We start from the raw sequence: 11538 nt of genomic DNA, 5'->3' as shown, positions 1-11538 counted from the left end.
ACAGGTAGCCGCCGACTGTTCACTTCGGAGTCGGTCACTGAGGGCCACCCGGACAAGATCTGCGACGCCATCAGTGACTCCGTTCTGGACGCACTGCTGTCCAAGGACCCGCGTTCGCGCGTGGCGGTCGAGACGCTGGTGACCACCGGCCAGGTGCACGTCGCCGGTGAGGTCACCACTGAGGCGTACGCGGACATTCCGTCGATCGTGCGTGACGTCATCCTCAAGATCGGGTATGACTCCTCGGCCAAGGGTTTCGACGGCAACTCGTGTGGCGTGAACATCGCCATCGGGTCGCAGTCCCCGGACATCGCCCAGGGCGTCGACACCGCGTATGAGTCGCGGGTGGACCACGCCGAGGACGAGATCGACCGCCAGGGCGCGGGCGACCAGGGGCTGATGTTCGGCTACGCCTGCACGGACACCCCCGAGCTGATGCCGCTGCCGATCGCGCTCGCGCACCGGCTCGCGAAGCGGCTCACCAAGGTCCGCAAGGACGGTGTGCTGCCGTACCTGCGTCCCGACGGCAAGACCCAGGTCACCATCGAGTACGACGGCGACCGCGCGGTGCGTTTGGACACGGTGGTCGTGTCCAGCCAGCACGCGGAGGGCGTCGACCTGGAGAAGCTGCTCGGTGTCGACGTGCGCGAGCAGGTCGTGCTGCCGGAGCTGGCGGACCTCGACCTCGACACCGAGAACGTGCGCCTGCTGGTCAACCCGACCGGTCGGTTCGTCATCGGTGGCCCCATGGGTGACGCGGGCCTGACCGGCCGCAAGATCATCGTCGACACCTACGGCGGCATGGCGCGGCACGGTGGTGGCGCGTTCTCCGGCAAGGACCCGTCAAAGGTCGACCGCTCGGCGGCGTACGCGATGCGCTGGGTCGCGAAGAACGCCGTCGCGGCGGGCCTCGCTTCGCGTATCGAGGTGCAGGTCGCGTACGCGATCGGCAAGGCCGCGCCCGTGGGCCTGTTCGTCGAGACGTTCGGCACCGAGAACGCCGACCCGCTGAAGATCCAGGAAGCGATTCGCGAGGTCTTCGACCTCCGTCCCGCGGCGATCATTCGCGACCTCGACCTGCTGCGGCCGATCTACGCGCCGACCGCGGCGTACGGCCACTTCGGTCGCCCGGAGCTGGACCTCCCGTGGGAGCGCACGGACCGGGCGGACGACCTCAAGCAGGCCGTCGGTCACTAGTTCTTCCTAAGCGGCCGGTGTTCAGGGTGATCAAGCCACCTGGACACCGGCCGCTTAGCATGTCCGGTGTGGTCCGAGACCGTCCTGGCCCCGTGCGGTGGCTTTGGTATGCCATCGGGGGAAGGCTGCCTGATCGGTTCCGGCACTGGGTGCTGTGGGACCTGACGTGTCGGACATGGGTCTTCCGGCATTTGGCACGGTCGCTGGTGCTGTTGGCGCCGTGGTGGCTGCTGATGTTGGTGCCAGGCCCGTTGTCGTTGCGGTTCTCGATGGTGACGTTGGCTTATATCACCGGTTTGTACTTCGCGATGTCCTTTATGGAGCACGCGTCGGAGCGGCGGCTCGTAAAACACGGATACCCGGCCGGGTTGAATCGACGGATCCGCGAAGAGGCGGAACCGCACGACCGCGCGGAAGTCGTGGCGATGTACGCGGCCTACCACGATCAGCGTTACGACCCCTGAGAAAGCTCAGCCATTCGTGGCGGTTGCGGCTTGGGTGGAAGCTGATCTCATGAACACATGAGCGAACGACTGCCCGCCCGAATGCGCGCCCTGGGGAACGAACTGACGACCATGCGCGAGCGCGCGGGCCTCACCACTCGCCAAGCCGCAGCGCGGCTGGGCGTCTCCATCGCCACCCTGAACCGCACGGAGAACGCCCGCCGAGTCGCGAGCATCGCCGAAGTCTCCGCCATGCTGGCGATCTACGGGGTGATCGGTCCCGACCGCAAGCGAACCATGGGCTTGGTGGAGGACTTGCAGGCGCCGCACTGGCTCGCGGTGCGGTTCCCGGTCGATCGCCCCGCCTTGCCGATCTTCGAGGACGCTGCGATCTCCATCGTGAACTTCGCTCCGTCATACGTGCCGGGGCTCCTGCAGACCCGCGGCTATGCGCGGAGGGTCTTGTCGTTCGGTGATCCGGGCGAAGAAGAGGTGACCGTGCGCCTGACTGGGCGCATGGAGCGCCAGTCGGTGCTGACCAAACTCGCAGCCCCGGCGTATACGGCCATCATCGATGAAGCCGTCTTGCGCCGGTCGTGCGGCAGCCCGGAACTGATGGTCGAGCAGTTGCGTTGGCTCATGGATATAGCCAAGCTGCCGAATATCTCCATCCACGTAATCCCTTTCCGGCACGGGCTCTATCGCAACCCCGGCTACTTCTCGAAGCTGGAGTTCGCCAAGGAACCGCCGATCGTCTACGTGGAACACGAAGGCGCTTCGGGGTTCCTGCACGAGCAGGAAGACACCGACGAGTTCCATGGCCTGACGGATATGCTGGCCAAGCTGTCGTTGAGTTCCGCCGATTCGGTGAACTTCCTGGCGATGATGGCGGCCGATTACGAACGGAGCTGAAACAGCATGCACGCTGAGTGGCGGAAGTCGACCTTCAGCAGCCCCGTAGGGGATGACTGCGTCGAGGTGTCGTATTCCACCGAGGTCCACCTCCGCGACTCCAAGAACCCGGATGGGGGAACTCTGCACCTCCCCGCCTCCTCTTGGGCACCGCACCTGCTGGCCCGCACCGAGTGATCGTCGGTCCGCTCTGGTAAACCAGCGCACATGACCTCCGACCCCGACGCCCTGTTCGAGGTCGCCGCACCCAAAAAACCCGCCCCGCCGAAGGGCAAACAACAGCCCGCCCCCGATCTCCCCGTCGCCAAGGTCTACGTCGACGTGCCCCTCGCGCACCTCGACCGCACCTACGACTACCTCGTCCCCGACAAACTCGACGCCGACGCCGTCCCCGGCTGCCGAATCCGCGTCCGCTTCGCGGGCCAACTCGTCGACGGGTTCCTGATCGAGCGGGTCGCCGAGTCCGACCACGCGGGCACCCTCCAGTTCCTCGACCGAGTCGTCTCACCCGAACCGGTCCTGGCCCCCGAGATCGCCCGCCTCTGCCGCGCCGTCGCCGACCGCTACGGCGGCACCATGATCGACGTCCTCCGCCTCGCCATCCCACCCCGCCACGGCCGGGTCGAAGCCGAGGACCCCGCCGAACCCGCCCCACCGCCCGCCGTCCCCGACCCGGCGGGCTGGTCGCGCTACCCGCGCGGCACCGCCTTCCTCGAAGCCGTCCGCACCGGCAGGCAAGCCCACGCCGTCTGGCAGGCCCTGCCGGGGGAGGACTGGCCCACCCGCCTCGCCGAACTCGCCGCCACCGCCGCCTCCGCGGGCCGAGGCGCGGTCCTCGTCGTGCCGGACCACCGCGATGTCACCCGCGTCCACGCCGCCTGCGTGGCCCTCGCGGGAGCCGACGCCGTTGTCGCGCTGTCGGCCGACCAAGGTCCCGCGAAGCGCTACCGGGCCTGGCTTTCCCTGCGGCGCGGTCGCGCGCGGATCGTGGTCGGCACCCGAGCCAGTGCCTACGCCCCGGTCGAGAAGCCAGGCATCCTCGTCGTCTGGGACGACGGCGACGACCAGCACTCCGACCTGCGCTCGCCCTACCCACACGTCCGCGACGTCCTCATCCAGCGCGGCGCCCTCGGCAAGGCCAGCGTGCTCGTCGCCGGTTTCGCCCGCACCGCCGAGGCCCAGGTCCTCGTCGACTCCGGCTGGGCCCCCGAGATCGTCGCCACCCGCGACGCCATCCGCGACGCCGCCCCACGGGTGACCGCCATCGGCGAACACGAGACCCAACTCGCGCGCGACCCGGCCGCCCGCACCGCCCGCGTCCCCTCCGTCGCCTTCGACGCGGCCCGAGCCGCCCTCAAGGCAGGCCACCCCGTCCTGGTCCAGGTCCCGCGCCGCGGCTACGTCCCGGCCCTGACCTGCCAGGACTGCCGCACCCCGGCCCGCTGCCGGCGCTGCGCGGGCCCGCTGAGCCAGGGCGAGAACAAACCCCCCGCCTGCCGCTGGTGCGCCGCCGCCGACGCCAACTACCGCTGCCCCACCTGCGGCTCCCGCAAACTCCGCGCCGTCGTCATCGGCGCCAAACGCACCGCCGAGGAACTGGGCCGAGCCTTCGCCGGCGTCCCCGTCCGCACGTCCGGCGGCCAAGAAGTCCTCGCCGCAGTCGGCCCCGAACCCGCCCTGGTCGTCGCCACCCCCGGCGCCGAACCAGTCGCCGAGCACGGCTACGGCGCCGCCCTCCTCCTCGACGCCTGGGCCCTCCTCAACCGCGCCGACCTGCGCGCCACCGAGGAAGCCCTCCGCCGCTGGATGACCGCGTCCGCGCTGGTCAGGCCCGCAAGCGACGGCGGCCGAGTCGTCGTCATGGCCGACTCGGCCGCCCCCACCGTCCAGGCCCTCGTCCGCTGGGACCCGGTCTGGCACGCGTCCCGCGAACTCGCCGCCCGCGCCGAACTCGGCTTCCCCCCGGCCGTCCGCATGGCCTCCGTCGACGGCACCCCCAGCGCCCTCGCCGCATTCCTGGACGACCTCCCCCTGCCCCCGACGGGTGAAGTCCTCGGCCCGGTCCCGCTAGGCGACCTGGACGCCAACGGCCAGGCGGCCCGCGAACGCGCCCTGATCCGCGTGACCCGCGCCGAAGGCCGAGCCCTGGCCACCGCCCTGGCCAAGGCCCAAGCCATCCGCACCGCCCGCAAGGAACCAGACCCGCTGCGCGTCCAACTCGACCCGCTCGACCTGATCTGACCGTCACCCCGGGAACAACTGCCCGGAGTGAATCTCCTTGCCGTTGCGATCGGTCACCACGACCTGAACCCCCGTTGGCACTGCATATGCCTGTGGCATCAGCTCTTGGGGGATCGGCAACGCGAACGTCGAACCGATGATCGGCACCGAGATCGGTTCCGCTCCGGGTTTCATGGTCAGCTTCATCCCCGAGACCTCAGGTTCGACCGCCCCGATTGCCCACGCGCTCTCACCCGCCTCCGGTTCGACCAGCGTGACGAACTGGATCGGCCGGGCGAGCATCACCTCCTCATGGATGACGCTGAAGGAGAACCGGCGGCTACCCGTGCCCGCGTCATAGTCGCGGGTGCAGGACGCCACCAGATCGCCAAGCCGCGCCACGACGGTTCGTTTCGCCCCACCGGACGTCATCGCACCCGGCTGCCAGGCGTCGGGGTCCACCACGGGTGTCTCCGACTTCGTCAGGCATTCGCCGAGGAAGGCGCCCTGCGACGAGGCGCGTTCGCCCGCCGGAAGGGGACGATCCACCACGGACACCGCGGGAGCGGCGGGCGTGGGCAGGTTGCGGACCTCCGGGGGGCCACCGTCCCCAATGGGGGCCGTCGCGGAGACCTTCATCGGACCCTGGCTCAATGGATTCATCCCGACCCACATGCCGTCCTTCACCATGGCCTGCGTGCCGTGGCCCACGGTCGGGCCGCCGGATTCCGCGTCGACGAACAGCGTCGACCAGGTCGGGTCCGCTACCCCCGCGACGGAGCCCGCCGGGGTGAACAGCAGCGCGGCCGTCCCCGTCCCCGACGCGGCTGGTGCCAAGGCTTTCGGGTCCGCCACTGTCACCGACGTCGTGGTCGTCTCGCAGAAGATCGGCGTCTCCCCAGACCGGGCCGCCAAGATCCACCGGCCTTCGACCTGCCAGCCGATCACCGGCCGCCAAGTCGCCCGATGAGGGAATCGCGCGGCCTTGCCCGCGTCCACGACGGCGGCCCAGCAGCGGTCCAACTCGGTTTGCGCGCGGGTCATGTCGACCTCCGGCCCCGGCAGGCCGTTGGCGGGTGGCTCTACTCCGGCCAACCAGTCCACCGCCGCCGAGCCGCCCGCCACCAGCAGTGCGACGACGGCCGCCACGGCCAACGGTGTGCGGCGCCTGCCCCCCGCCGCCTCGCCGAGCGCCCGGGTCCGGATGCGGTCGCGGACGTCGTCCGGCAGATCCCGCGGGGGCGCGACGTACGGCCTCCACTCCTCGGTCATGCCCTCTCCTCCAGCACAGTGCGCAGCCGGGCCCGTGCCCGCGACAGCCGCGATCGCACGCTGACCTCCGCGACCCCGAGCAACGCGGCCGCGTCCGCGGTCGACACTTCCCCCAACAGACACAGCTCCACCGCTTCCCGCTCCGCCTTCGGCAGCGAGCGCACGGCTTCGGCGACCTCCCTGGTACGCCGGTCGTCGTCGACCCGCTGGACGACGGCGTCGGCATGGTCGCCCGCGGTCTCCTCGACCGGCACCCGTCGCACCGCCCGCAGGAACCTGGTCGACCGCCGGAACTCGGTGCGCGCGAGGTTGCCCACGACCGCGTAGAACCAGGGCAGCGCGCTGTCCCGGACCAGGGTCACCTCCCGGCGCCTCGACCAGCCGGTCATGAACGCGGCCGACGTCACGTCCTCGGCCTGCGCCCACGACCCGGTGAGCCGGTACGCGTGGTTCCACACGGCTTGGACATGGCGTTCGAACAGCAGGCCGAACGCGGAGCGGTCGCCCTCGGCCGCTCTTCGCCACAAGACCGCGTCGCTGTCGGAGGTCACCGCGATGTCGGATGCGTCCAGCGCTCTCGCCCCCCAGCTTGATCGCGCGATGGTAGTCACGAAGGTAGGTGTCCGCTCCGGGGTGAAGCGTTGCATCGGAGCTGAATACACTGGGACGACCGCCCGCACGTCGAAGGAGCTTTGTGACCGTTCAGCCGATCCGGCTCTTCGGGGATCCCGTGCTGCGCACGCCCGCGGCCGAGGTGGTCGACTTCGACCGAGAGCTGCACAACCTCGTCAAGGACCTCTGGGACACCATGGAGTCCCAGGGCGGTGCCGGGATCGCCGCGCCGCAGCTCGGGGTCGGGCTGCGCGTGTTCACCTACCACTGCGACGGGTTCGCTGGGCACATGATCAACCCGGTGTGGACCTCGGTCGGCGAGGACTACCAGCTGGGCCCCGAGGGCTGCCTGTCCATCCCCGGCTTCTCCTGGGATTGCCGCCGCCACAGCAACGTGGTCGCGCGCGGGTGCAACCTGCACGGCGAGCCCATCGAGATCGAGGGCACCGACCTGCTGGCCCGCTGCATCCAGCACGAGACCGACCACCTCGACGGCGTGCTGTTCGTCGACCGGCTCGACGACGCCACCCGCAAGCTCGCGATGCGCGAGATCCGCAACGCCGACTGGTTCGACGGCGCCGTGCCCACGCTCAAGCAGAGCCCGCACCCGCTGTTCGGTGCCCACTGATGCGGCTGGTGTTCGCGGGCACGCCCGAGGTCGCCGTCCCGTCGCTGCGGGCGCTGCTGGAGTCCGGACGCCATGAGGTCGCCGCGGTCGTCACCAGGCCGGACGCGCCCGCCGGACGCGGACGCAAGCTGGTCCGGTCGCCGGTCGCGGCGCTGGCCGATGAGCACGGCATCGAGGTGCTGAGCCCGGTCAAGGCGTCCAGCAAGTCCTTCCAGACGCGGCTGCGCGAGATCGAGCCGGACTGCTGCCCCGTCGTGGCGTACGGCGCGATGCTGCCGCAGTCCGCTTTGGACATTCCCCGCTGCGGCTGGGTGAACCTGCACTTCTCGGTGCTGCCCGCCTGGCGTGGCGCGGCCCCGGTTCAGGCGGCGGTCTACCACGGCGACGAGATCACCGGCGCCAGCACGTTCCAGATCGTCAAGGAACTCGACGCGGGTCCGGTCTTCGGTGTGCTCACCGAGCCGATCCGGCCCGACGACACCTCCGGCGCCCTGCTCGACCGCCTCGCGCACGCGGGCGCCGGTCTGCTGCTGTCCACACTGGACGGCATCGAAGGCGGCAAGCTGGTCGCGCGCGAGCAGCCCGCAGAGGGCGTCAGCTACGCCCACAAGATCACCGTCGACGACGCGAAGGTCGACTTCACCCTCCCCGGCCTCGCCGTCGACCGCCGCGTCCGCGCGGTCACGCCGGAACCGGGCGCGTGGGCGGAGTTCCGCGGCGAGCGGATCAAGCTCGGCCCGATGAGCCGCGCCGAAGGCGATCTCGCCCCGGGTGAACTGCTCGTCGAGCGCAAGCGCATCCTGGTCGGGACGGCCACGTGGCCGTTGCAGCTGGGCGAAGTACAGGCACAAGGGAAGAAACGCATGCAGGCGACCGACTGGGCGCGCGGCATCCGCATCGAAGCAGGGGAGCGGTTGACGTGACGCAGCCAGGCAAACGAGCGCATCGGCCATCACGACCGGGCCGCGCGCGACCGCCGCGCAGGCCGGACACGCCCGAGCGTCCCCCGACCGAGGACCCGGCCCGCCGGGCCGCGCTGGACACGCTGCGCGCCGTGCGCGCCGACGACGCGTACGCCAACCTCGTGCTGCCCAAGCTGCTGCGCGACCGCCGCATCTCCGGCCGCGACGCCGCGCTGGCCACCGAACTGACCTACGGCACCTGCCGCGCGATGGGTCTCATCGACGACATCCTCGCCGAGTGCATCGACCGCCCGCTGTCCAAAGTGGAGCCTTTCCTGCTCGACTCGCTGCGGTTGGGCACTTATCAGCTGCTGCGCACCCGCATCCCGGCCCACGCCGCCGTCGCGTCCACTGTGGACATGGTGCGCGCGGACCAGGGCCCGCGGCCCACGGGCTTCGTCAACGCCGTGCTGCGCAAGGTGTCGGAGAAGGACGAGAGCGCCTGGCTCGACCAGCTCGCCCCCGACGCCACGGAGGACCCGGTCGGCAACCTCGCCGCCCGCAACGCCCACCCGCGCTGGATCGCCCGCGCCTTCGCCGACGCCCTCGGCACCACCGGCGAAGAACTGTCGGATGCTCTGCGCGCCGACGACGAGCGTCCCGCCGTGCACCTCGTCGCCCGCCCGGGCGAGGTCAGCGCGGAGGAACTGGCCGCGATGACCGGCGGCGACGTCGCCCCGTACTCGCCCTACGGCGTCCGCCTCGACGCGGGCGCGGGCGACCCGGGCGACCTCGACCCGGTCAAGGAGAAGCTCGCGGGCGTGCAGGACGAGGGCAGTCAGCTGTGTGCGCTCGCCCTGACCCGGCCCGAGGTCGAGGGCTCCGACCTGCGCTGGCTCGACCTGTGCGCCGGTCCCGGCGGCAAGGCGGCGCTGCTGGGCGCCCTCGCCGCGATCAACGCGGGAACCCTTGACGCCGTGGAGAAGGCCCCGCACCGCGCGAAGCTCATCGAGCGCATCACGTCGGGCCTGCCGGTCAAGATCCACGTCGCCGACGGCCGGTCCCCGGGCCTGGAAGTGGGCTCCTACGACCGCGTCCTCGTCGACGCGCCCTGCACCGGACTCGGTGCCCTGCGGCGCAGGCCGGAAGCCCGCTGGCGCAGGCAGCCCTCGGATGTCGGCGACCTGACCCGTTTGCAGAGCGCTCTGTTGACGAGCGCGCTGAACCTGGTCCGGCCGGGCGGTGTCGTGGCCTACGTGGTGTGTTCCCCGCACCTGGCCGAAACGATCGGCGTGGTCTCCGACGTGGTCCGCCGCACCGGCGTCACCCCGATCGACGCGCGCGAGTACTTCCCGGACGTGCCGGACTTGGGTGACGGCCCGTACGTGCAGCTCTGGCCGCACCGCCACGGCACCGACGCCATGTTCTGCGCCCTGCTCCGGCGATGAAGACCCTGGGCCTCGTCGCGGCGGCGGGCTATGGCGTCGACCAGCGCTTACGGGTCGAGATCGCCGAGCCCGCCGCCAAAGCGGGCTGGCGCCTGGCGATCACCCTGACCCCCACCGCGGCCCGCTGGATGGACGCGGTGGGGGAGACCCCGCGGTTGCAGGCCCTCACCGAGTTGCCGCTGCGCAGCACCGGTCGCCTCCCGTCGCACCCCAAGCCCTACCCGACCCCGGACGCTTTCCTCTTCGTCCCGGCAACAGCCAACTCCTTGGCCAAGCTGGCGTTGGGCATCGCCGACAACCAGGCCCTCACCGCGCTGGGCGAGGCCCTGGGTACCCCCGGCGTCCGCGTGGTCATCCGCCCCCAAGCCGACCCGGCGCAGCGCGCCCACCCCCGCTGGCAGTCCCACCTCGACACCCTGACCGCCGCAGGCGCCCACATCTCCGACGCCGCTGTGGGAGATCCCTGGACCCCACTGCTCGACCTCCTGGGCAACCCCTGACCGACGTGGTCCACCTTGGTCGCGCCAACGCGCCCACGTTCCCCAAGCGCCCACCCGCCTACGCGCCCAAGCGCCCGCGTTCCCCAAGCGTCCACCCGCCTACGCGCCCAAGCGCCCGCGTTCCCGACGCGCCAACGCGCCCGCGTCCCCGAGGCCCGTGGCTACCACTGCCGCACCTTCCAGGCAACCGTGCCCCACGGGTTATCCACATCCACCCCACCATCGGCCCCCATCCGCGCCAGTTGTCCACACCCCAACCCGCATCCCTACCCCCGCCCCACCAGCACCGATAGACTGGCCAAGGGCGGCGCCCCCGTGGAGGGTGGGGTATTTACTCCCGGTAAGGCGCGAAATCAGCGCGACGAAGTGGGTTTCGCGCGGCCTCAAGTCCCTGTTCAACGTCGTGGAGGAATCGTGCGGCCTCGTGTGGCCATCATCGCCATGGGCGGAACCATCGCCATGGCCCCCAGCGCGAGCGGCGGGATCATCCCCGCGCTCGGCGCCGACGAACTGGTCGCCGCCGTCCCCGGCCTGGCCGACCTCGGCGTCGACCTCACCGCCAGCACCCTGCGCTCCCTGCCCAGCCCATCGCTGGGCTTCGACGACCTCACCGCCCTGAGCCACGCCGTGCGCGAGGAACTCGCCAACGGCGCCACCGGCGTCGTCGTCACCCACGGCACCGACACCATCGAGGAGACCGCCCTCTTCCTCGACCTCACCATCGACAGCCCGGCCCCCGTCGTCGTCACCGGCGCCATGCGCGCCCCCGCCTCCGCGGGCGCCGACGGCCCGGCCAACCTCTACGCCGCCATCCGCGTGGCCCTCGCGACCGACGCCCGCGGCCTCGGCTGCCTGGTCGTCATGTCCGACGAGGTCCACGGCGCCCGCTTCGTCCGCAAGAGCCACACCAGCAGCACCGGCGCGTTCGTCTCCCCGGGTTTCGGCCCCCTCGGCCTCATCGTCGAAGGCGAACCCCGCCTGCGCGGCACCCCGCGCATCGACCTGGTCCTGCCCGCCACCGACAAGATCTCCGCGCTCCGCGTCGCCCTGGTCACCGTGACCCTCGGCGACGACGGCGAACTCCTGCGCCGCGCGGGCGACGCCTTCGACGGCATCGTCATCGCCGGCCTGGGCGCGGGCCACGTTCCCGCGGGCATGGTCCCGCTGGTCGCCGAGTTCGCCCAGCGCGTACCCGTGGTCCTCGCCAGTCGAACCGGCTCCGGCTCGGTCCTGCGCGCCACCTACGGCTACCCGGGTTCCGAGCGCGACCTGTTCGACCGCGGCCTCATCCACGCGGGCTTCCTCGACCCGGCGAAGGCCCGCATCCTGCTGCAACTCCTCCTCGCAGACGGCGCCGACCGCGATCAAATCGGCGCGACGTTCGAGCTCTATCGGTAGTTGAAT

12 protein-coding genes are annotated in these 11538 nt (G+C 71.1%); 10 read left to right on the top strand and 2 right to left on the bottom strand.

The genetic code is table 11. The annotated features are described in order from the left end of the window. Positions 1 to 15: 15 nt before the first annotated feature. From metK to C8E96_RS30615, 5 genes are read left to right on the top strand one after another with little or no spacing between them, the layout of a single operon-like run. Positions 16 to 1197 carry a methionine adenosyltransferase gene (gene metK, locus C8E96_RS30635; protein ID WP_091381406.1) on the top strand — a complete coding sequence of 394 codons (1182 nt, stop codon included), beginning with the start codon at positions 16 to 18 and terminating at the stop codon, positions 1195 to 1197. 59 nt (positions 1198 to 1256) lie between these two features. After that, complete coding sequence (locus C8E96_RS30630; RefSeq protein ID WP_091380703.1) at positions 1257 to 1661, top strand: DUF5313 family protein; 405 nt, start codon at positions 1257 to 1259, stop codon at positions 1659 to 1661. 57 nt (positions 1662 to 1718) lie between these two features. After that, the gene (locus C8E96_RS30625) at positions 1719 to 2552 is read left to right on the top strand and encodes a helix-turn-helix domain-containing protein (RefSeq protein WP_091380701.1); all 834 of its coding nucleotides are present in this window, start codon (positions 1719 to 1721) and stop codon (positions 2550 to 2552) included. A gap of 6 nt (positions 2553 to 2558) precedes the next feature. Further along, positions 2559 to 2729: a DUF397 domain-containing protein gene (locus C8E96_RS30620; RefSeq protein WP_091380699.1), complete on the top strand. Its 171-nt coding sequence runs from the start codon at positions 2559 to 2561 to the stop codon at positions 2727 to 2729. A gap of 30 nt (positions 2730 to 2759) precedes the next feature. Continuing rightward, entirely contained in the window at positions 2760 to 4793 is a 2034-nt protein-coding gene (locus tag C8E96_RS30615; RefSeq protein WP_091380698.1) for a primosomal protein N', read from the top strand. 3 nt (positions 4794 to 4796) lie between these two features. On the opposite strand, the gene C8E96_RS30610 is transcribed toward C8E96_RS30615, so the two are convergent. Both C8E96_RS30610 and C8E96_RS30605 read right to left on the bottom strand, forming a co-directional pair. Then, entirely contained in the window at positions 4797 to 6044 is a 1248-nt protein-coding gene (locus C8E96_RS30610; protein ID WP_091380696.1) for a hypothetical protein, read from the bottom strand. After that, positions 6041 to 6595 (bottom strand): RNA polymerase sigma factor, encoded by a 555-nt coding sequence (locus C8E96_RS30605; protein WP_228770119.1) that lies wholly within the window; start codon positions 6593 to 6595, stop codon positions 6041 to 6043. The genes C8E96_RS30610 and C8E96_RS30605 overlap by 4 nt, the downstream gene beginning before the upstream one ends. Positions 6596 to 6738: 143 nt before the next feature. On the opposite strand from C8E96_RS30605, the gene def reads away from it, so the two are divergent. The 5 genes from def to C8E96_RS30580 all read left to right on the top strand — a co-directional run bounded on the left by def (position 6739) and on the right by C8E96_RS30580 (position 11532). Then, positions 6739 to 7284, top strand: a complete 546-nt coding sequence (gene def, locus C8E96_RS30600; RefSeq protein ID WP_091380692.1) for a peptide deformylase — start codon at positions 6739 to 6741, stop codon at positions 7282 to 7284. Next, positions 7284 to 8207, top strand: coding sequence for a methionyl-tRNA formyltransferase (gene fmt / locus C8E96_RS30595; protein WP_091380690.1), 924 nt, complete (start codon positions 7284 to 7286; stop codon positions 8205 to 8207). The genes def and fmt overlap by 1 nt, the downstream gene beginning before the upstream one ends. Beyond that, a complete protein-coding gene (locus C8E96_RS30590) occupies positions 8204 to 9634 on the top strand; it encodes an RsmB/NOP family class I SAM-dependent RNA methyltransferase (protein ID WP_091380689.1) in 1431 nt (476 codons plus the stop codon). The genes fmt and C8E96_RS30590 overlap by 4 nt, the downstream gene beginning before the upstream one ends. Next, on the top strand, positions 9631 to 10134 hold the full coding sequence (locus tag C8E96_RS30585; RefSeq protein ID WP_091380687.1) for a flavoprotein: 504 nt from the start codon (positions 9631 to 9633) through the stop codon (positions 10132 to 10134). The genes C8E96_RS30590 and C8E96_RS30585 overlap by 4 nt, the downstream gene beginning before the upstream one ends. A 414-nt stretch (positions 10135 to 10548) precedes the next feature. Beyond that, the gene (locus tag C8E96_RS30580) at positions 10549 to 11532 is read left to right on the top strand and encodes an asparaginase (protein WP_228770118.1); all 984 of its coding nucleotides are present in this window, start codon (positions 10549 to 10551) and stop codon (positions 11530 to 11532) included. Positions 11533 to 11538 lie beyond the last annotated feature (6 nt).

The organism is Actinokineospora alba (assembly GCF_004362515.1).
Classification (GTDB): domain Bacteria; phylum Actinomycetota; class Actinomycetes; order Mycobacteriales; family Pseudonocardiaceae; genus Actinokineospora; species Actinokineospora alba.
The sequence above is the reverse complement of the archived record's forward strand: the minus strand, read 5'-3'. Positions and strand labels throughout refer to the sequence as shown.

Bases quoted from the DNA above. Each gene is read 5' to 3' on its own strand.
- C8E96_RS30615 (WP_091380698.1), top strand. From the start codon at position 2,760: ATGACCTCCGACCCCGACGCCCTGTTCGAGGTCGCCGCACCCAAAAAA.
- C8E96_RS30630 (WP_091380703.1), top strand. From the start codon at position 1,257: ATGTCCGGTGTGGTCCGAGACCGTCCTGGCCCCGTGCGGTGGCTTTGG.
- fmt (WP_091380690.1), top strand. From the start codon at position 7,284: ATGCGGCTGGTGTTCGCGGGCACGCCCGAGGTCGCCGTCCCGTCGCTG.
- C8E96_RS30585 (WP_091380687.1), top strand. From the start codon at position 9,631: ATGAAGACCCTGGGCCTCGTCGCGGCGGCGGGCTATGGCGTCGACCAG.
- C8E96_RS30625 (WP_091380701.1), top strand. From the start codon at position 1,719: ATGAGCGAACGACTGCCCGCCCGAATGCGCGCCCTGGGGAACGAACTG.
- C8E96_RS30610 (WP_091380696.1), bottom strand. From the start codon at position 6,044: ATGACCGAGGAGTGGAGGCCGTACGTCGCGCCCCCGCGGGATCTGCCG.
- C8E96_RS30620 (WP_091380699.1), top strand. From the start codon at position 2,559: ATGCACGCTGAGTGGCGGAAGTCGACCTTCAGCAGCCCCGTAGGGGAT.